Source organism: Dactylosporangium vinaceum (assembly GCF_019904175.1).
GTDB classification, from domain to species: Bacteria; Actinomycetota; Actinomycetes; order Mycobacteriales; family Micromonosporaceae; genus Dactylosporangium; species Dactylosporangium vinaceum.
Map to the genome: position 1 here is coordinate 10,992,768 of NZ_CP061913.1, position 20,067 is coordinate 11,012,834.

At 71.3% G+C, this 20,067-nt stretch carries 16 protein-coding genes and 1 pseudogene; 7 read left to right on the plus strand and 10 right to left on the minus strand.

Going from position 1 to position 20,067, the window contains the following annotated elements:
* Positions 1 to 85: 85 nt before the first annotated feature.
* A complete protein-coding gene (locus Dvina_RS49390; RefSeq protein WP_223098950.1) occupies positions 86 to 697 on the plus strand; it encodes a DUF4190 domain-containing protein in 612 nt (203 codons plus the stop codon).
* A 29-nt stretch (positions 698 to 726) separates the two neighbouring features.
* On the opposite strand, the gene Dvina_RS49395 is transcribed toward Dvina_RS49390, so the two are convergent.
* The 4 genes from Dvina_RS49395 to icmB form a co-directional block, all read right to left on the minus strand.
* A complete protein-coding gene (locus tag Dvina_RS49395; protein ID WP_223098951.1) occupies positions 727 to 2,028 on the minus strand; it encodes a cell division protein PerM in 1,302 nt (433 codons plus the stop codon).
* A gap of 77 nt (positions 2,029 to 2,105) precedes the next feature.
* Positions 2,106 to 2,993: a succinate--CoA ligase subunit alpha gene (gene sucD / locus Dvina_RS49400; protein WP_223098952.1), complete on the minus strand. Its 888-nt coding sequence runs from the start codon at positions 2,991 to 2,993 to the stop codon at positions 2,106 to 2,108.
* A 5-nt stretch (positions 2,994 to 2,998) separates the two neighbouring features.
* On the minus strand, positions 2,999 to 4,174 hold the full coding sequence (gene sucC, locus Dvina_RS49405; RefSeq protein WP_223098953.1) for an ADP-forming succinate--CoA ligase subunit beta: 1,176 nt from the start codon (positions 4,172 to 4,174) through the stop codon (positions 2,999 to 3,001).
* A gap of 445 nt (positions 4,175 to 4,619) precedes the next feature.
* The gene (gene icmB / locus Dvina_RS49410; protein WP_223098955.1) at positions 4,620 to 5,018 is read right to left on the minus strand and encodes a coenzyme B12-dependent isobutyryl CoA mutase small subunit; all 399 of its coding nucleotides are present in this window, start codon (positions 5,016 to 5,018) and stop codon (positions 4,620 to 4,622) included.
* A 410-nt stretch (positions 5,019 to 5,428) separates the two neighbouring features.
* Here icmB and Dvina_RS49415 point away from each other — a divergent pair, with 410 nt between their 5' ends.
* Complete coding sequence (locus tag Dvina_RS49415) at positions 5,429 to 5,995, plus strand: M23 family metallopeptidase (RefSeq protein WP_246655825.1); 567 nt, start codon at positions 5,429 to 5,431, stop codon at positions 5,993 to 5,995.
* Between the two features lie 677 nt (positions 5,996 to 6,672).
* Here the strand turns inward: Dvina_RS49415 and pcrA are convergent.
* Positions 6,673 to 9,072: a DNA helicase PcrA gene (gene pcrA / locus Dvina_RS49420; protein WP_223098959.1), complete on the minus strand. Its 2,400-nt coding sequence runs from the start codon at positions 9,070 to 9,072 to the stop codon at positions 6,673 to 6,675.
* Between the two features lie 305 nt (positions 9,073 to 9,377).
* Here pcrA and Dvina_RS49425 point away from each other — a divergent pair, with 305 nt between their 5' ends.
* Entirely contained in the window at positions 9,378 to 9,662 is a 285-nt protein-coding gene (locus tag Dvina_RS49425; RefSeq protein ID WP_223098961.1) for a chorismate mutase, read from the plus strand.
* 37 nt (positions 9,663 to 9,699) lie between these two features.
* On the plus strand, positions 9,700 to 10,428 hold the full coding sequence (locus tag Dvina_RS49430) for a PIG-L deacetylase family protein (protein WP_246655826.1): 729 nt from the start codon (positions 9,700 to 9,702) through the stop codon (positions 10,426 to 10,428).
* A 487-nt stretch (positions 10,429 to 10,915) separates the two neighbouring features.
* On the opposite strand, the gene Dvina_RS49435 is transcribed toward Dvina_RS49430, so the two are convergent.
* The 3 genes from Dvina_RS49435 to Dvina_RS55460 all read right to left on the minus strand — a co-directional run bounded on the left by Dvina_RS49435 (position 10,916) and on the right by Dvina_RS55460 (position 14,703).
* Positions 10,916 to 12,169: a phosphatidylserine decarboxylase gene (locus tag Dvina_RS49435; protein WP_223098963.1), complete on the minus strand. Its 1,254-nt coding sequence runs from the start codon at positions 12,167 to 12,169 to the stop codon at positions 10,916 to 10,918.
* Between the two features lie 180 nt (positions 12,170 to 12,349).
* Positions 12,350 to 12,592 (minus strand): hypothetical protein, encoded by a 243-nt coding sequence (locus Dvina_RS49440; RefSeq protein WP_223098966.1) that lies wholly within the window; start codon positions 12,590 to 12,592, stop codon positions 12,350 to 12,352.
* Positions 12,589 to 14,703, minus strand: coding sequence for a PspC domain-containing protein (locus tag Dvina_RS55460; protein ID WP_223098969.1), 2,115 nt, complete (start codon positions 14,701 to 14,703; stop codon positions 12,589 to 12,591). The genes Dvina_RS49440 and Dvina_RS55460 overlap by 4 nt, the downstream gene beginning before the upstream one ends.
* A 124-nt stretch (positions 14,704 to 14,827) precedes the next feature.
* Between Dvina_RS55460 and Dvina_RS49450 the strand changes: the two genes are divergently transcribed.
* Together Dvina_RS49450 and Dvina_RS49455 are read left to right on the plus strand one after the other, a co-directional pair.
* Complete coding sequence (locus Dvina_RS49450) at positions 14,828 to 16,123, plus strand: sensor histidine kinase (protein ID WP_223098972.1); 1,296 nt, start codon at positions 14,828 to 14,830, stop codon at positions 16,121 to 16,123.
* Positions 16,120 to 16,779, plus strand: a complete 660-nt coding sequence (locus tag Dvina_RS49455; protein ID WP_223098975.1) for a response regulator — start codon at positions 16,120 to 16,122, stop codon at positions 16,777 to 16,779. Before Dvina_RS49450 ends, Dvina_RS49455 begins: the two co-directional genes overlap by 4 nt.
* A gap of 143 nt (positions 16,780 to 16,922) precedes the next feature.
* Here the strand turns inward: Dvina_RS49455 and Dvina_RS55580 are convergent.
* Positions 16,923 to 17,193, minus strand: a pseudogene (locus tag Dvina_RS55580) (IS5 family transposase); the annotation flags it as partial.
* Between the two features lie 450 nt (positions 17,194 to 17,643).
* Between Dvina_RS55580 and Dvina_RS49460 the strand changes: the two are divergent.
* Positions 17,644 to 18,618: an IS30 family transposase gene (locus Dvina_RS49460; RefSeq protein WP_425516507.1), complete on the plus strand. Its 975-nt coding sequence runs from the start codon at positions 17,644 to 17,646 to the stop codon at positions 18,616 to 18,618.
* 289 nt (positions 18,619 to 18,907) lie between these two features.
* Here the strand turns inward: Dvina_RS49460 and Dvina_RS49465 are convergent, their stop codons facing one another.
* Entirely contained in the window at positions 18,908 to 19,870 is a 963-nt protein-coding gene (locus Dvina_RS49465; RefSeq protein WP_380028167.1) for a CDP-alcohol phosphatidyltransferase family protein, read from the minus strand.
* Between the last annotated feature and the right edge of the window lie 197 nt (positions 19,871 to 20,067).

The window sequence follows — 20,067 nt, forward strand, 5'->3', positions numbered from 1 at the left end:
GCTGCCGTGGTTCTATATCCCCTCGGGATTACCCTGGTGCGGACCACCACCCAGCGATAGTCCCCAGCTTTAGGAGCCAGAAGTCATGGGCTACCCACCACCGGGCCAGGATCCGTACGGGCAGCAGCCCAACCAGGATCCCTACGGTCAGCAGCCGCAGTACGGACAGCCGCAGCAGCCGCAGTACGGGCAGCCGCAGCAGCCGGGTTACCAGGACCCGTACGCGCAGCCGCAGCAGCCCGCGTACCAGGACCCGTACGCGCAGCCGCAGCAGCCGGCCTACCAGGACCCGTACGCGCAGCAGCCCCCGGTCTCGGGCACACCGTACCCGACCTCGGGCGGTGGCTACCCCACGTCCGGCGGCGCCTACCCGACCTCCGGCGGCGCGTACCCGCAGCAGGGCTACCAGGCGGGCTACGGCGCGCCGGCGCAGCCGCAGAACACGCTCGGCCTGGTCGGCATGATCCTGGGCATCGCCTCCATCCCGCTGGCGTTCTGCTGCTCCATCGGCCTGCCGCTGGGCATCGCCGCGGTGATCTGCAGCTACCTGGGCCAGAACAAGGTCAAGCAGGGCCTCGCGAACAACGAGGGCAACGCCAAGGCCGGCCTCATCTGCGGCGCGATCGGCATCGGCCTCACGATCATCGTGATCATCGGGTCGTTCGCCCTCAACTGGGGTCTGTACAGCTACCCGTAACAAGCACCACCCGCTGACGGGCGCGCGAGCTACTCGCGCGCCCTTTTGGCGCGCAGGGCCAGCTTCGTGGCCGCCGTCGACAGCAGCGCGCCGATCGCGACCATGAACATGGCGACGAACCCGACAGCGCCCGACTGCGGCCCGACGTCGCTGAGCCCGCTCGCCCCCAGCGACCCGCTCGCCGCCCGGCTGACCAGCGCGAGCAGCGCCCCGGCCACCGGGCCGGCCAGCCCGGCCGCGCCGAGCAGCGCATACCAGGAGCGGTCGGGGTCGAGCCGCTGCGAGCGCCGGGCCAGCAGCCAGCCCGCGATCAGCGCGGCCAGCAGCGGCAGGCCGAGCAGCAGCGGCGCGTAGCCGGTGGCCGGCGTCGAGGGCAGACCGGCCAGCAGGGGTACCGCGGGCAAAGGGCCGACTGTCACGTGGGCCGCGCTGATGTACGTCTCCGAGCCGATGGTGAAGCCGGGCCCCACCAGGTAGCTGGCCGTCCACGCGGTGACGTCCGGCGCAAAGAACCCGCACACCACGACCAGCCCGATCTGCCCGGCGATGCCGGTGTGGTAGTCGTCGATGATCTGGCTGGCGTCGCCGCCGCTGAACGCGACAGCCATGCCCGTCGTCGCCGCCCCGGCGCCCAGCACCAGCAGGGCCGCGACGGCCCCGGTCCGGGTGGCGTCGCGCAGCACCCGGGGTGTGCGGGAGGCCAGCCGGGCGATGCCGCGGGCCTCGGCGAACGCCCCGAGCAGGCCGCCGGCCAGGCCGAACGCGCCGAACGTCAGCGCCGCCCGGACGGCGGAGACCTCGACACCGCGGTGGTCGGCGATCAGCGCGGCCGCGGCGCCGAGCACGGCGTAGACGACCCCGACCCCGAGCCCGGCGCGCGCCGCCGGCCAGGGTGACCAGGGCCGGCCGCGGTGATGGGCCCGGGCGCCGATCGCCCGCGCGGTGTGCACGCCGGCCCGGTAGACCCGCCACGCGGCGATCACGGTGAGCCCGAGCGGGGCGAGACTGATCGGGCCGATGCCGGTCTGCAGGGGCACCCAGTGCGCCAGCAGCCACCCGGCGAGGCCGAGGCGCAGCACCTCGGGCAGCGGGGCGTCGGCGCCGTCCATCGCGAACAGGCCCCAGACCACGAACAGGGTCGGCACCAGCGAGACGAGCGCCGCCCACAGCGAGTTGACCACCGCCGCCAGCGCGAGCGGGGCACGCCGGGCCGGGCGCTTGGCGGGGTCCTTGCCTCGCACCGCGCGCCGCTGGATCGGCAGCTTGACGGTCTCGCGGTCAGCGAGCCGGGTCTGCGCCCCCTCGTCCGGGTCTTCAGGGGTGGTCGGCATCGCCTTGTACTCTGCCAAAGTCCGGACGGCCGGTCACTAACCCCGGCCGTCCGGACTGCTGGTCACGATGATTTTGTTCAGAGCGCGGTGACGATGTCGCGCATGAGGTTGGCCGTCTCGGTCGGGGTCTTGCCGACCGCGACACCGGCCGCCTCGAGCGCCGCCTTCTTCGCGTCGGCGGTGCCCGCCGAGCCGGAGATGATCGCGCCGGCGTGGCCCATGGTCTTGCCGGGCGGGGCCGTGAAGCCCGCGATGTAGCCGACGACCGGCTTGCGCACGTTGGCCTTGATGAAGTCCGCGGCCCGCTCCTCGGCGTCGCCGCCGATCTCACCGATCATGACGATGGCCGCCGTCTCGGGGTCGCCCTCGAACGCGGCCAGGGCGTCGATGTGCGTCGTGCCGATCACCGGGTCGCCGCCGATGCCGATGGCCGTCGAGAAGCCGATGTCCCGAAGCTCATACATCATCTGGTACGTGAGGGTGCCCGACTTGCTCACGAGGCCGATCTTGCCCGGGCCGGTGATGTCGGCCGGGATGATGCCGGCGTTCGACTTGCCGGGGCTGGCGATGCCGGGGCAGTTGGGCCCGATGATCCGCGTCGCGTTGCCCGTCGCCTGCGCGTGTGCCCAGAAGTAGGCGGTGTCGTGGACCGGCACCCCCTCGGTGATGACCACGGCGAGCGGGATCCGCGCGTCGATCGCCTCGATCGCGGCCGCCTTGGTGAACGCCGGCGGGACGAAGATGACGCTGGTGTCGGCGCCGGTCTGCTCCATCGCCTCACCGACGGAGGCGAACACCGGCAGCTTGGTGCCGTCGAAGTCGACCTGCTGGCCCGCCTTGCGCGGGTTGACGCCGCCGACCACGTTCGTGCCCGCGGCGAGCATCCGCCGGGTGTGCTTGGAGCCCTCGGCGCCGGTCATGCCCTGCACGATGACCTTGCTGGACTCGGTGAGCCATACCGCCATGGTCGTTACACCCCACTCGCTGCGAGCTCGGCGGCCCGGCGGGCGGCGCCGTCCATCGTGTCGACCCGCTCGATAAGCGGGTTGGCGGCCTCATCGAGGATGCGGCGGCCCTCCTCGGCGTTGTTGCCGTCGAGGCGGACGACAAGCGGCTTGGTGACCGCCTCGCCCCGGTCCTTGAGCAGCTGCAGCGCCTGCACGATGCCGTTGGCCACCGCGTCGCAGGCGGTGATCCCGCCGAACACGTTGACGAAGACGCTCTTGACGGCCGGGTCGCCCAGCACGATCTCCAGGCCGTTGGCCATGACCTGGGCGCTGGCGCCGCCGCCGATGTCGAGGAAGTTGGCGGGCTTGCTGCCGAGGCCCTCGCCGGCGTACGCGACGACGTCCAGGGTCGACATGACCAGGCCCGCGCCGTTGCCGATGATGCCGACGTTGCCGTCGAGCTTCACGTAGTTGAGGTTCTTCTCCTTGGCCGCCTGCTCCAGCGGGTCGGCCGCGGCCTTGTCCTCGAGCTCCGCGTGCTCCGACTGGCGGAAGTCGGCGTTGGCGTCGAGGGTGACCTTGGCGTCGAGGCAGAGCACGGTGCCGTCGGGGGTCTTGGCCAGCGGGTTGACCTCGACGAGCGTGGCGTCCTCGGCGACGAACGCCTGCCACAGCTTGACCGCGATCGACACGACCTGGTCGGCGACGTCGGCCGGGAACTTCGCCTGCTCGACGATCTGCCGGGCGAGCGCCTCGTCGACACCCTTCGCCGCGTCGATGGCGACCTTTGCCACCTTCTCCGGGGCGTCGTGCGCGACGGTCTCGATCTCCATGCCGCCGGCGACGCTGGCGATGCACAGGAACGTGCGGTTCGCGCGGTCGAGCAGGTAGGAGAAGTAGTACTCCTCGGCGATGTCGGCCGTGGTGGTGACCATCACCTTGTGGACCGTGTGGCCCTTGATGTCCATGCCGAGGATGTTGGTCGCGTGGGTGGTCGCCTCGTCGGCGTTCTCCGCGAGCTTGACGCCGCCGGCCTTACCGCGGCCCCCGACCTTCACCTGGGCTTTGATGACGACCCGGCCGCCGAGTTCTTCGGCGATCGCCCGGGCCTCTTCCGGGGTCTCGGCGACACCGCCGCCCAGCACGGGCAGCCCGTGCTTGGCGAAGAGGGCGCGCCCCTGGTACTCGTACAGGTCCACAGTTGGTCCCGTTCCGTCAACCGTGCCGCCTGCCCCATCGCGAGGACGGCTCAACGATCGCAGCCTAACCACGGCCTCACCCGCCGGCACCGCGCGGGTTGCCGATGTGCCCCATTCCACTCTCTGTGACGTTTTCGCCGCTCTGTTTGCACTTCCAGGTGACACGCGAGTGATCGCGTAACCGCCCCGGCGGACCGTCGTTGAGAGCAGTGTCGGCCCGCCCACGGGAAAACCTGGGGGCGCGGCCGGCACCAGAAACGGCCGATGCCCTGTCGGTCGAGGGGTGGCGGCGGGGCATCGTGCGATAGAGGGGCCGGACGTGTGAGGGGTGCGTCCGGCCCCTCCCCCTGTCTTCATTCAGGCGGGGGAGCGAGCTCCACCCGCACCCCCCTCAAGCTGACCCGAATCCCTGCGGGAAACCGAATTACTTGTCGCTGACGCGCGTCTATTCGGCCGCCAGATTCTTTTGCGCCCAGTCGACGATCGACTGCGTCGTGGCGCCCGGGGTGAAGATGGCGGCGACACCCAGCTCCTCGAGCTCGGGCAGGTCCTCGTCCGGGATGATCCCGCCGCCGAACACGGTGACGTCGGCGGCGCCCCGCTCGGCCAGCAGCTCGATGACCCGCCGGAACAGGGTCATGTGGGCGCCCGACAGCACCGACAGGCCGACGGCGTCGGCGTCCTCCTGGATCGCGGTCTCCACGATCTGCTCAGGCGTCTGGTGCAGGCCGGTGTAGATGACCTCCATACCGGCGTCGCGCAGGGCCCGGGCGACGATCTTGACTCCTCGGTCGTGCCCGTCGAGTCCAGGCTTGGCGATGACGACGCGGGTCCGCGCGCTCATCCTCACGGTCCTTCCCGGCCGTTCGTGGCGGCCACAGTCAGGCGACACCGCACCGTTGCGGCGATCTCAGCCGAAGGTACCGCAGCTCTATCGGGTTTATCGGGGACCGACGCAACGACCGCATCACAGCACGGTTACGCACAACCAACCCGGCGGGCATAAACGCGCACGTGAATCGGCGCGGCGCTTGTGCAAAAGATTCGGAGGTGTCTACGGTGACGATCGGCTCAAACGCTTGATGACTTCTTTTCGCAATTGTACCGCCAATCAGTCGCCAAATCTTTCGGAGGTTCGCGGTGCCCTCAGCAACCCAGCGCGCGAACTATCGGGGCCGGCGGCGTATGGAGAATCGGCGCAGCCGATTCCTGGCGGTGCTGACAACGGCGGTCGTCGCGTCCGGGGTTGTCGCAATGGGCACGGCCACGACGCTGCCCGACCCGCACACCGACGGCCTGACGATGGAGTCGGCCGGCAACTACGGCGACATCACCACCCGTTCGGGCGAGCGAGCCTCACGCGGCGACGCGAAGACCACGCTCTCCACGGCCAACCAGCCGGCGCCCGACGTGTGGATCCTGCCGCTGCACAACTACACGCTCACCTCGTTCTACGGCGAGCGCTGGGGCCGCCTGCACCCCGGCGTCGACCTGGGCGCCGCCACGGGCACCCCATTCGTCGCCGCCGCCGCGGGCAAGGTCATCCTGTGCCGCTGGAACGCCGGCTACGGCAACAACGTCATGATCGACCACGGCGGCGGCATCGTCACCGTCTACGGCCACGCCTCCAAGCTCCTGTGCAAGGAGGGCCAGCAGGTCAAGGCCGGCGACCGGCTGGCGCTGGTCGGCAACACGGGCCACTCGTTCGGCTCCCACCTCCACTTCGAGGTGCGCGACAACGACAAACCGATCGAACCCCTGGCCTTCATGCGCAAACACGGCGTCGACATCCAGCAGCACACCGAGGCCATCTACTCATAGCCTTTTTCAGGTTTCACATTTCTGCGCGACCGGCCTTTCGAGCTCAGCTTCACGCCTTTAGCGCCCACCTTTCCCGGCCCCACCTTTCCGCGCTCACTTCTCCGCTTCCCGACCCGCCGCGGACGCAATAGAGACACAGTGGCGCCAGGCTCTCGAAAGACACTCGAGCGCCGGTACCTTCCGGGACGCTCCAGCCCCAGGCTTTCGAAAGGCGTTGCAACGCCGAGCCTTCAGAGGCCGCTCCAGCATCGACCTCTTGAAAGCGCGACGACGCCGGGTCTAAGGGCCACTACGAGACCGGGTCCTCGACGAGCGCTCCAGCACCAGGCCCTCGACATGCGCTGCAACACCGGGCCATCAAGGGCGCTACAACGCCAGGTTCTCAGAGGCGCGCCGGCGCCGGGCTTTTCCGGGACCCACGGACGCCGAAGGGAGACGCCCCGGCGTCGACCGGTGTCTCGCGGGAGGAGCGGTCGCAAGCCCCACGGACCCGAGCAATGCAATTGCTCCGCTTTGTCATGAAGCTCTGCCAGAAGCTCGCTCGTCAAGGCTTCGACCTACTCCCCGCTTCGGCCCATCCCTCACTGCGGCCGATCGCGCGGCTGCGGCCGATCGCGCGGCTGCGGCAGGGCGTTCGCTGCGGCCGGGCGTTCGCTGCGGCAGGACGTTCGGCGCCGCTACAGCTTCTCGATCGCCGCGTGCCTCAGCACCAGCCACACCACCTGATCGCCGAAGTCGATCTGGGCCTGGGCCCGCGGCCCGGCGCCCTCGACCGCCAGCACCCGGCCGAGCCCGTAGCGCTGGTGGTTGACGCGGTCGCCGACGGCGAAGTTGGGGACCTCGCGCTGCAGCTCGCTGGCCGTGGACAGCTTGGACGGGTCGAGGCCCAGCTTGGCCGCCAGCTGCGCGGCCTTGGGCGTGTTGCCGACGAACGACGAGGTGCGCGACTGGGTGGCGCCCGACGAGCGGCCGCCGACGCCGGCGCGGCCGGACCAGCTCGTGTACGCGGCGTCGGTGCGCTCCCAGCGGACAAGCTCCGGGGGGAGCTCCTCCAGGAAGCGCGACGGCGGGTTGTAGGAGGGGGCGCCCCACGCGGAGCGGGTCACGGCGCGGGAGATGTAGAGGCGCTGGCGAGCCCGGGTGATGCCGACGTAGGCCAGGCGGCGCTCCTCCTCCAGCTCCTTCTTGTCGCTCATCGCGCGCTGGTGCGGGAAGATGCTGTCCTCGAGGCCGGTGAGGAAGACGACCGGGAACTCGAGGCCCTTCGCGGTGTGCAGGGTCATGAGCGTGACGACGCCCGTGTGGTCGGGGTCGTCGGACGGGATCTGGTCGGCGTCGGCGACGAGGGAGACCTGCTCCAGGAAGCCGGCGACGCTCGGGGGCGGCGCGACGGTGGCGTCGCCCTGCTCGGCCGCGACTGCGATGGTGGCCTCGGCGCGCTCGGTGTATTCGCGGGCGACGCTGACGAGCTCCTGGAGGTTTTCGACGCGGCCGGCCTCCTGCGGGTCGGTGCTCTCCTCGATCTCGGCGAGGTAGCCGGAGCGATCGAGGGCGGCCTCGAGGACCTCCTCGGGCATCGCCGTCGTGGCCAGGGTGCGCAGGTCGTCGAGCAGCGCCACGAACTCGTTTATCGCGTTGACGGCGCGGGTGGAGATGCCGGGGGCCTCGCTCGCCCGGCGCAGGGCGGCGCCGAAGGAGATGCGGTCGCGGCTCGCGAGGGCCTCGACGCACGCCTCGGCCCGGTCGCCGATGCCGCGGCGCGGGGTGTTGAGGACGCGGCGCACGCTCACCGTGTCGTCCTCGTTGGCCACGGCCCGCAGGTATGCCAGCGCGTCGCGGACCTCCTTGCGCTCGTAGAAGCGGACACCACCGACGACCTTGTAGGGCAGGCCGAACCGGATGAACATCTCCTCGAACACGCGGGACTGCGCGTTGGTGCGGTAGAACACCGCGACGTCGGCCGGGCGGACGCCCTCGTTGTCGGAGAGCCGGTCGATCTCGCGGGCCACCCAGTCGGCCTCGGCGTGCTCGGTGTCGGCGACGTAGCCGACGATCTGCTCGCCCTCGCCCTGGTCGCTCCACAGCCGCTTCGGCTTGCGCTCGGTGTTGCGGCCGATCACGGAGTTGGCCGCGGACAGGATCGTCTGGGTGGAGCGGTAGTTCTGCTCCAGCAGGATCGTGCGGGCGTTGGGGTAGTCGCGCTCGAACTCCAGGATGTTGCGGATCGTCGCGCCGCGGAAGGCGTAGATCGACTGGTCGGCGTCGCCCACCACGCAGAGCTCGCCGGTGTCGCCGACCAGCTCCTTCACCAGCATGTACTGCGCGTGGTTGGTGTCCTGGTATTCGTCGACGAGCACGTGCCGGAAGCGCCGGCGGTAGCTCTCGGCGACCTCCGGGTGGCTCTGCAGCAGGTGGACCACCCGCATGATCAGATCGTCGAAGTCGAGCGCGTGGGCCTCGGTGAGACGCTGCTGGTACAGCGTGTACGCCTCCGCCAGCGCCCGCTCGGCCGGCCCCTTGGCGGTGCCGGCGAACTTCTCGGGATCTATGAGCTCGTTCTTCAGGTTCGACACCTGCGTCGCCAGGCCCCGGGCCGGGTAGCGCTTCGGGTCGAGGTCCAGCTCCCGGGCGACGAGCTGCATGAGCCGGCGCGAGTCGTCGGCGTCGTAGATCGAGAACGTCGACTTGAGCCCCGCGTGGTCGTGCTCGTTGCGCAGGATCCGCACGCAGGCCGAGTGGAACGTGGACACCCACATCAGCCGGGCGCGGTTGCCCACCAGCTTGGCGACCCGCTCCTTCATCTCGCCGGCGGCCTTGTTGGTGAACGTGATCGCGATGATCTCGCCCGGGTGCACGTGGCGCGCGGCCAGCAGGTAGGCGATCCGGCTCGTCAGCACCTTCGTCTTGCCGGACCCGGCGCCGGCCACGATGAGCAGCGGCTGCCCCTCGTGCGTCACCGCGTCGCGCTGGGGGCCGTTGAGCCCGTCCAGCAGGTCGCGCATCGGAGGTCGGGCGGGCACCGCCGGAGCTTCGGGCTGCGGCGGGCGAGACTGAGGTACTTCGAAGAGAGCATGCATCGCAGGCGCGACTCTACGCCGCCGGTGTGACAGTTTCCGGGGCGCGACACCCCTTGCGGTTCGTACGGGTGGCCGAAAACCGACGCGTCCCAAGTTTCGGCAACGTCTTTCCGGTCGCCTGGGCGCCGTGCCATACTCGGCTACGTGATCGAGCGGGCGCGCTACTTTTTTTACGGCTACCGGAGTCCGGCAGCCGTAGGTCGCGCCTGATCGCAAAACCTACCGACGCCCCGGGCTCCGAGCCCGGGGCGTTCGCGTTCCCGGGGCCGGAGGCACCAGGCCCGAAACACAAGGGACGAGCAGAAATGGTCACCACCACCATGGAGCAGCAGCAGCCCGCCGCCACCCCGGACGAGCACATTCAAGGTCTGCGACAGCGCATCGACGAGATTGACTCCGCCATCGTGGCTCTCTGGAAAGAGCGCGCCGCGATCTCCCAGGAGGTCGGCAAGACCCGCGTCGCCGCCGGTGGCACCCGTCTCGTCCTCTCCCGCGAGCGCGAGATCCTCGAGCGCTTCTCCCAGGACCTCGGCGCCGACGGCACCCAGCTCGCTCTGCTCATCCTGCGCGCGGGCCGCGGACCGCTGTAGCGGCGGACGGGTCGCGGCAAGCGGTACAAATAGGAACATGACCTTTCCTCCATCGGCCGTGCCGCTCACCGACGTGCAGCGCGCGCTGTGCGTCCTCGCGCACCCCGACGACGTCGACTTCGGCTCCGCCGGCACGATCGCGACCTGGGTCGATGCCGGCATCGAGGTCAAGTACCTCCTCGTGACCAGGGGCGACGCGGGCGGCTTCGACGACACGCCCCGCGCGGAGATGCCGATCCTGCGCGAGCGGGAGCAGCGCGCCGCCGCCGCGGCCGTGGGGGTCAAGCAGGTGGAGTTCCTGGAGGGGTACCGCGACGGCGTCCTCGAGCCGACGATCGGGCTGCGCCGGGACATCACGGCGGCCATCCGCCGTTTCCGCCCCGACCGGGTCCTGACCAGCTCGCCGCTGCGCCGCTGGGAACGCCTGGCCGGCCCGAGCCACCCGGACCACCTGGCCGCGGGCGAGGCGACGACGTGCGCCGTGTATCCGGACGCCCGCAACCCGTTCACGTTCACCGACATCGGCCTGGACGCCTGGACGGTCCGCGAGATCTGGTACAGCGGCGGCCCGAACCCCGACCACATCGTCGACATCACCGACGTCTTCGACCGCAAACTGGCCGCCCTGCGCGCCCACGCCTCACAGACCAGCCACCTGGACGGCTTCGAGGAGATGCTGCGCGACCGCCACGCCCAGGTCGCCCGGGCCGGCGGCCTTGCCGAAGGCCGGCTCGCCGAGGGGTACTCGGTCTTCTCGACGGCCTGAACGCCTGCTTTCCCGACATGTCGGACACTGCGTGCCTCGACATGTCGTATTTATCGCCTGCCGGGGTATAAGTCGGATAAGTCGCGGCGCGCCAGCGCCCGACTTATCGCGACACGCCGGAGAACGGTTGTGGCAGCGAGCGCCGCGCGCGGCTGAACGTCGAGCCAGCGTCGATTGCGGCGGCGCGCTCGGTGTTGCCGGCGGAGCTGCGCCGATAGGCCCATTCGATTCGCGATGCGGTTGAAGCGTTCGACCCTGCCGTTGGGTCCAGTGGCAGTGGGGGTTTGACGCACTGCTGGACGGGCGCTGAGGTCGGTGACGGGCTGCTGGAACACCGTGCCGGCGCGGTCGACGGCGGCGGCGTGGACGTAGGAGTGGCCGATGTCACGGACCGGTTCGCTGCGGCCAAGGAGGCAAGCGGGAAGTCGGGGGTCGGCCTGCGCCGCGGCCGGACGGAGCACCGCGGCGCAGGTCGGTGGCGCTGTGCTCAGTGCCAGGTGGCGATGACCGTCTGGCCGCCGATCACGCGGTCGCCCGGGGCCACCTCGGCGGTTGCCCGGTCGGCCGGCAGGTAGACGTCGGTGCGGGAGCCGAAGCGGATCAGGCCGAAGCGCTCGCCCTTCGCCAGCAGGGAGCCGATGGGGGCGCGCTGGACGATGCGGCGGGCGATCAGGCCCGTGCGCTGGACCACCGCTACGGGGCCGTGGGCGGTCTCCAGGAGGGTGTAGGCGGCCACGTTGTGCTCGGCCTCCGGCTTCATGGCGGCCGCGTAGCCGCCGTCCTCGACGAAGTAGTCGATGACCTTGCCGGCGACCGGGGCGCGGTTCACGTGGACGTCGAGGACGGAGAGGAAGACGGCGATGCGCAGGAACTCCTGGTCGCCGAAGCGCTTGTCGTACAGGCGCTCGACGCCCAGGACCTTGCCGTCGCTCGCCGCCACCACGGCGGAGGCGTCCTCGGGGACGTCGCGCTGCGGGTCGCGGAAGAACGCCGCCACCGGGGCCGCGGCCAGGGCCGGGACCAGCCACAGCTTCGACTTCGGGCGGGCCGCCTTGGCCAGTGCGGCCAGGCCCAGGGCGATGCCGGCCGCGGCCACGCCGTTGGAGTCGATGTTCATGCCCCGGGTCAGCGGCACGCTCGACGGGCGCAGGGCGGGCAGCAGGTTCGCGGCCGCGCTGTGGTGGGCCGGGGTGTGCCGGAGGCGGTGGACGCGGACCGGAGGGACGTTGCGCAGGACCAGGTCGCTGCCGACGCCGTACAGGGCGGCCTGCCGCTCGACCTCGTCGGCCGCGCCGCTGGGCAGGCGGGTCGCGGGCACCACGACGGTGAGCACGCCGCCGTCGGCGACCAGCTTGGCCAGGCCGGCGAGCACCTCGCGGGCGTCCTCGGCGGTGCCGCTCAGCGCCTCGGCCAGGATCACCACGTCGGCGGGCTCGGCGGCGTCGATCGAGTCGATCACCCGGGTGCGCTCGACGACCCAGCGGCCCTGGCGCTCCACGTGCTCGCGGAGGGCGGCGCCGCCGCCGGGGCCGGGGGCGACGACTGTCAGCCGGTCGTCGGGCAGCAGCGCGTCGATCACCGCGGCCAGGGCCGGGGAGCCGGCGACGGCGCCGACCACCAGGCCGGTCTTGGGGCCGCCGTGGCGGGCGAGCTCGGAGGCGAGGACCCGGGCGGCCCGGTCACCGATCTGGGTCGGGCGGCGGGAGGCGCCGGACGGGCCGCCAACGGGAAGCTGGGTCATCTCGGAAGGGCTCCTCAAAAGGTTGTCTGGGCTACGTAGGGTTTCGGCCCGGCAACGGACAGCTGGCCGACGGGGTATCAACCCCGTCGGCCAGCATATTCCGTGCCGCGATGCGCCGTTCTCCATCCTTGACCGCCGGCCCGGGCCCCCGCCCGAGCCGAGCCTGACCCCCCGCCAGGCTCAGTCGGCGTCCAGGTCGTAGTCGGGCCCATCGCCGTTCGGCCCGGCCGTGCTGCGCTGCGGTTTGTCCGAGCGCAGCGCCCCCAGCAGGCCGAGCCCTCCGAACAGGATCAGGCCCACGGCCACGATCCAGCCGGCGTTCAGGTGGACCGAGACGGCCTGGTTGAAAAGCCAGACCACCACGATTCCCAGGAAGATCAGGCCGAACGTCAGCGAGACGCCGTCCAGACGGTGCGGCTTCATCGGTCCACCCTCACATCGCCGAATTGCAGGTCCAGGTCCAGGATCAGTGCGCCGCCCTTGCCCTTGCCGTCGGCCCCGTAGTCGGTGACCGTGGTCGTCTGCTTGAAGCCTCCGCACTGGGTCTCGAAGACCTGGCAGTCGCCGGCCTGGAGGTGCACGTTGACCGTCACGTCCACGTTCTCGGGCACCGTGATCCGCATGTCGCCGGCCCCGGTGTGGAACGCGATGGCGATCGGTGACTCCTGCCCCGCGAAGTTGAGTTCCGTGAGGTCGGCCCGGATGTCGCCGATATCCGTGGAGTATTCGTCCTGCAGCTCCGAGAAAGAGCTAGGAGCGATATTCACATTGGCTGTACTGCGAGGCAGCGCGGTCTGCGCCGCCGCTGTCGCGATGGCCAGGGCGATGCTCAGCACCACGCCGAGCAGGATGAGCACCCGGGCCCGGCCCAGCCACGCACCGGTGACGAGGCCGAGGGCGGTGATGGCCAGCGGCACCGCGAAGTACGTGCTCGGCTTGAAGTCGACAACCGTCACGTCGAGCGCCGCGAGCACACCGAGCGCGAGCAGGATCAGCGAGAACGTGATCCGGCCCAGGCGGGACTTCTCCTTGGGCTTCTTGACCTTCGGGACAACCCCCAAGCCGGGGTACGGCGCGCCGGGTACACCGGGCGGGTAGCCGAGACTCGCGGCGTACGGGCTGCCGCTGAACGGGCCGCGCGGCGCGAACGGCGGGCGGTACCCGGACTGGGCAGTCCCCGGCATCGGGGGCAGCGGCGGCAGGGGTGGCAGCGGCGGGAACGGGGTCACGGTGGGCCCCTTCGGCTCCGCATACGCGGTCGGCGGCTGCAGCGGCGGACCCGGCTCGCCGTCCGGCGCCACGGCCGTCTCGCCGGCCAGGTCCTGGGTCGTGCCCACGCCGCCCGGCCGCGGCGCGGACGCCTCGGCGGCACCGGTCATCTCGGGATCTCCTGTCGCGGTCGGCGCCGACGGGCGCGATGGTGCGGACCCGAACGACGGCGACCCGAACGACATGGGGCCGAACGAAGGGGCCGGGCCGGGCTGGTACTGCGGTGCCCCGTACGGTGCGCCGGCCGCCGCGAACGGGCCCGGGGCCGGGTTGGGGATCGGCGGCGGCACGAACGGGCCGGGCGGCGGCGACTGCTGGCCGCCGGCGCCCTGGCCCCGCACGACGAGGGCGACGACGCCGATGACCACGGCCAGCCCGACAAGCGCGGCCCCGAAGTTCTGGGACATGACGAGCAGGAACGCGAGCACCGCGAACACGCCGATGATGATCGCCACGGGCGCCGAGGTGCCGGAGCGGCCGCGGCCCAGCAGCGCCTCCAGCGGCGAGCCGGTGTCGCCCTCGGCGGGCAGCAGGAGCCAGCCCAGCAGGTACGCGACGATGCTCACGCCGCCGGCCAGCGTCAGCACGGCGAAGATCACCCGCCAGAGGGTGGGGTCGGTGTTGGTGGCCCGGCCGATGGCGGCGCAGACACCGGCGACGTACCGGCCCTGCTGCGGCCGGACGAGCAGGGCCCGGTTGAACCCGGCCCCGAACGGCGGCGGCGGAGCTCCGAACGGCGGCGCACCGAACGGCGGCGGCATCCCTCCCCCCGGCGGCATACCCCCACCCGGAGGCGGTGTGGCCCCACCGAACGGCGGCGCCGACGGCGGAGCGTCCTCGGCGGCCGGCGGCGGCGTGGCGGCGCGCTCGTCAGTGGTCTCCGTGATCCTCGTGGTCTCTGCGGTGTCAGTGGGCCCCGCGGTGTCAGTGGGCCACTCGAACGTCGCCGACGGGCCCGACGGGGTGTAGTCGGCGGCGAAGCTCGGGGCGACGGCCTCCGGCTCGTCCTCGTCGATCTTCCCGGCGACCGGGCCGGCGTCACCGGCGTCGCGGGCGTCGCCGACCTCGTCCGCGTCGGCGGCCTTCACCGCCGGTGAGGTCTCGGCGTCGGGGTCCGGCGCGGTGCCGGCCGCCGCGGCGGCGGGCTCTGTGGTGTCGGCGGCTTCGGGAAGTACCCCCGGAGCAGGCTTTGCGGTTTTTGCATCGCCGGCGCCGAGGGAAGCGGCGGCGGCGGCCGGCTCGTCAGCGGCGGGCGGGTTCGTCATGCCGTCAATGCTCGCGGACTCGACCCGGGACCGCCTCAGGCATCGACCCTGAGGGCACCCTGATTCTGCGGCTCCGGGCCGCTCGGAGTGGTTTTGGGCGGTGCATCCGTGTGACGATTCGGGGGTGAGCAGCCCGTTCCCCGTACGCCGCCTGTACCGCGAACCCGCCGACCGGGTCGTCGGAGGCGTCGCCGCCGGCCTCGCCGCGCACCTCGGTGCGTCGGTGGTGCTGGTGCGCGTGGCGTTCGTGGTGCTCGCGGCGTTCAACGGGCTGGGGGCGCTGCTCTACGCCGCGTTCTGGGCGGTCCTGCCGATGCCACCGCACGGGCGGGGCGGCGGGCGCAACGTCAACCAGCTGTTCTCGTTCCTCGCGCTCGGCGTCGGCATCGTCGTGCTGCGGCTCATGGTGCAGCCGGAAGGCGGCGGAGGCGTCTCGGCGGTGATCGGCTGGCTCGCCGCGATCATCGCCCTCGGCGCCGGCATCATCTGGCACCAGGCCGACCCGAAGCGCCGGGAGCGCTGGTCGGCGGCCGTGCCGGGAATGCCGTGGCTGGGCGCGGTGATGGACACCAACCGCAAGTCGTATCTGGTGCGCTTCGTCGGCGGCGGCCTGCTCGTGGTGGCCGGGATCATCGGCGTGTTCGTGGTCGGGGTGCCGCTGCGGGGCGTGCCGTTCTCCTCGATCGGCTACGGCCTGGCGTTCGCCGCCGTGGCCCTCGCTGGCGTCGGGCTGGCCCTGGCGCCGCTGCTGTACCGCATGTTCACCCAGCTCAGCACCGAGCGCGAGGCCCGGGTGCGGGAGCAGGAGCGGGCCGAGCTGGCGGCGATGATCCACGACCAGGTGCTGCACACGCTCGCCCTGATCCAGCGCAACGCCGGGGACGTCAAAGAGGTCCAGCGGCTGGCGCGGGGGCAGGAGCGCACGCTGCGCAACTGGCTGTACAAGCCGACCGCCTCGCCCATGGAGAAGTTCAGCGCCGCCCTCGAGGAGGCGTCGGCCGAGGTCGAGGACACCTTCGCGATCGCCGTCGAGACGGTGGTCGTCGGTGACGTGGACGTCGACGAGAAGGTCGGCGCGATCGTCGCCGCCGCCCGGGAGGCGCTCGTCAACGCGGCCAAACACGCCAAAGTGCAGACGATTTCCCTGTACGCCGAGGTCGAGCCCGACTGCGTGAGCGTCTTCGTGCGCGACCGGGGCGCCGGCTTCGACCTGGCCGCGGTGGACGATGATCGCCACGGGGTCCGCGGCTCGATCATCCTGCGCATGCAGCGCCACGGCGGCAGGGCCGAGATCCGCAGTACCCCTGGTGAGGGCACCGAAGTGCGCCTCCACATGCCGATCGACACCGAGGCCAAGCGCCGCAAGCCGGCGACAGCATCGGCTTCAGCTACGGCCCCGAGCGAAGGCGGAGAACGATGAGCACCGACGAGACCACCCAGCGCCTGCGCGTGTTCCTGGTCGACGACCACGCGATGTTCCGCGCGGGCGTCCGCGCCGAGCTCGGCCTGCACGTCGACGTGATCGGCGAGGCGAGCGCCGTGGCCGAGGCGGTCCAGAAGATCTCCGCCCTGGAGCCTGACGTCGTCCTCCTCGACGTCCACATGCCCGACGGCGGCGGCCGCGCGGTCCTCGACGCCATGCGCCGCACCCACCCGAACGTCCGCTTCCTGGCCCTCTCGGTCTCCGACGCCGCCGAGGACGTGATCGGCCTGATCCGCGCCGGCGCCCGCGGCTACGTCACCAAGACCATCTCCCCCGACGAGCTCGCCGACGCCATCCGCCGCGTCGCCGACGGCGACGCCGTCTTCTCCCCGCGCCTGGCCGGCTTCGTACTCGACGCGTTCGCCGCCCGCCCCGACACCCCCGTCGCCGACCCGGAGCTGGACCAGCTGACCAACCGCGAGCGGGAGGTCCTGCGGCTGCTGGCTCGGGGGTACGCGTACAAGGAGATCGCGAAGGAGCTCTTCATCTCGATCAAGACGGTCGAGACGCACGTATCGAACGTGCTGCGCAAGCTGCAGATGTCCAACCGGTACGAGCTGTCGCGCTGGGCCGCGGATCGCCGGCTCGTCTGAGCCGCCGCGCTTTCTGGTCAGGCGTCCGCCAACGGCCAGGTCGCGGTAGCGGACACAGACACCGATTCCTGGCCTGCAGTCAACCGGCGGGCCGTCAACGGCCGCATCGCCGGGTCGGTGTCCAGCAGCGCGTATGTGGGTCCACCCCACGCGTGACCAGCGGGCTCGTCGGACACCGCCCGACGGCTCCCGCTGCACGTGACCGCCCGGCGGGCACCCGTCGCATGCCGGTGTGCCCGACTGACCGTGGAATCGACACTCACCGGCCAATCGATACTCCTGGCAGCATCAGCAGCCGCCCGGACCTGCACCCACGCCCCGTCCCGCCATCGGACCCCGGCCACGAGGTCTCTGCTGCACCGCCCACTGCGCGCCGGTCAGGTCATGGCGCCTCGCTACCGCCACCCTCGCCATGAGGTCTTCAGTTATCGACCACCGCCACACCAACACACGGACGCCTTACGAACACGGGTTAGCGCGTGACACCTGCCGCAGCAAGGGCCGTCCGGCGTGTCCCCGATAAGTCGGGCGCTGGCGCGCCTCGACTTATCGGACTTATACCCTGTCCCCGGTTTCAAGGGATCGTTGCAACACCTGACCTGATCAGGGGTTGTCATGTTCAAGATCCGGGAGAGTCGTCGCCCGCAGGGATGTATGCCGTTGCTGGCTGAGCGCGCTGCCTATTTCGAGTTCGTTGGGCAGGGGGTGCGGACGGGTGTGGCGTGCCGGCTGGTCGGGGTGGCGGAGCGGACGGGGTGGCGGTGGCGGCGGGTAGCCGCCGAGGCGGCCGCTGCGGAGGCGGCTGTGGTGGCGGCTGTGGTGGCGGCGCGGCCACCGGTGGTGGTCTCGGGCCGGTAGCTGTCTGTGGATGAGCGGGTGGTGATCGCTGACCGGGTCCGGGCCGGGGTGTCGCAGGCGGCGATCGCCGCTGAGCTCGGCCGGCCGCGGTGCACGATCAGCCGGGAGATCGCCCGCAACGGCGACCCGGACGGCGGGTATCAGCCGTTCGCGGCGCAGCAGCGGGCCGAGCGGCGCCGGCCCCGGCCGACACTGCGGAAACGTGCTGGGAACCCCGCCCTGCGCGACGCGGTCCAGGACCTCCTCGCGGGCTGGCACAGCCCGGCCCAGATCAGCGCCCGGCTGCGCCGCGATCACCCCGACCGACGCGAGCTGCGCGTGTCCCACGAGACCATCTACCAGGCGTTCTACGTCCAGGGCCGGGGGGCACTGCGCCGGGAACTGGCCGCGGCGTTGCGGACCGGCCGGGCCGTGCGCCGGCCCCGCAGCAGCACGGCCCGCGGGTCGCGGTTCACCGCGCCGATGCTGATGATCAGCGACCGGCCCGCCGAGGCCGACGACCGCGCGGTCCCCGGCCACTGGGAAGGCGACCTGATCATCGGCAAGGACGGCCAGTCCGCGATCGGCACCCTCGTCGAACGCGCCACAAGATATGTGCTGCTCGTGCACCTCGGCAACCGTGGCCGCAGCGCCGAAGTCGTCCGCGACGCCCTCCTCGACACCGTCGCCACCCTCCCGCAGCACCTGAAACGGTCCCTGACCTGGGACCAAGGCTCGGAAATGGCGCTGCACCACGAGTTCACCCCGGCCACCGACATGCCCGTGTACTTCTGCGACCCGCACAACCCCTGGCAACGCGGATCGAACGAGAACACCAACGGCCTGCTCCGCCAATACTTCCCGAAAGGCACCGACCTCACCGAGCACAGTCCCGAACACCTCGCCGCAGTCGCCGCCCAGCTCAACGGCCGCCTCCGCCAAACCCTCAACTGGGACACCCCAGCCGAACGCCTCGCACAAGTCCTCACCATCACCAACTGAAAACACTGTGTTGCAACAACCCCTAGAAACCGCCGACAGGCGATAAATCCGATATGTCGCGGCACGAAGTGCCCGACATATCGGTAAAGAGTAATTCGTCCGCACGGGAGCCCGAAGCCAAGACCTCGCAACCGCCGCGATGGTGGAGCCCATGCGACAGGAGATGCGCCCGCGCGGGCGGTGGTGACGTGGCCGGCCTGTGCGGTTACGTCGTGGGATCACGGGCGGAAACGGCGATCGGCCCCGGCTCCAAGCGTGCGGAGCGGGGCCGATCCCGAGCAGTCGAAGGTCAGGCGGTCTGGCTGTTGCGCTGCTTCAGCCAGAGGAGCGGGCCGCTGATCAGGTAGGCCAGCACCACGACCACGAAGGTGACGCGGTAGTTCACCAGGGCGCCGACGACCGGAAGCACCAGCAGCCACGGCGGGAGCTTCAGGAGGCGGGCCAGTTTCGCGTACGGGAAGCTGGAGACCATCGCCAGGCCCAGCAGCACGACGCCCGCGACGCGGAGGGCGGCCGGCATCTCCGGGGCGATGAGGGTGCCCAGGGCCAGGACGGCGGCGCACATCGTGGTCGGGACGCCGCAGAAGAAGCGGCCGTCCTTCGGTGAGACGTTGAAGCGGGCCAGGCGGATCGCGGCGGCCGCGGCGACCAGGGCGCAGGCGGGGACGAGGAGCCAGCCGGGGGCCGAGCCGTTCAGCCAGGCGTAGACCACGACCGGCGCGGCCAGGCCGAAGGAGCACATGTCGGCCAGCGAGTCCATCTGCGCGCCGAAGGGGCTGGCCACGCCGAGGCGGCGGGCCAGGAAGCCGTCCAGGCCGTCGAAGATGACGCAGGCGATGAGCAGCGAGGCGGCGACGCGCACGTCGCCCTGGTTGACCGCGATGAAGATGGCCGACAGGCCGAGCATGAGGCTGCTCAGGGTGCAGGCGTTGACCAGGGCGAAGCGGATGCGGCGGGCGACGGTGCGCTCGCCGGGCAGGAGGGGGATGGCGAGCGCGGCGGGCTCGTCGACCGGCGGGATGACCGGGGTGGTGACCGGCGGAGGGCTGACCGGTGCCAGGGTGGTCAGGTCTCGTGACAGTCCGTCACGACGGCGCATCCGCAGGCGGGGCAGGCGGACGCGGCCGGTGCGGGTGTCGGTCTCCGCGGCGGGCACGAGCAGCGAGGTGGCGCCGGCAACGTTACCCTCGCCGCGGCGGGCGACCCGTCCGGCGAAGAGCACCTGACGGGCGAGCGAGCCGCTGCGTCGCAGCCGCCCCGCCCATTGCCGTCCGCCACCGGGGCGCGGGCTGTCCGTGGTGCGTCGTCGCTGCCAAGGTGTGCTCGGCACTGATCCTCCATGTAGGAACGAGGTTCCCACGGTCCGTTTTTCGGGGCCTTTCGACCCGCGATGTCCGTTTCGCGAGTAGGTCTCGCGATCTACACGGTCTCATATCAGGTCGCGATTGG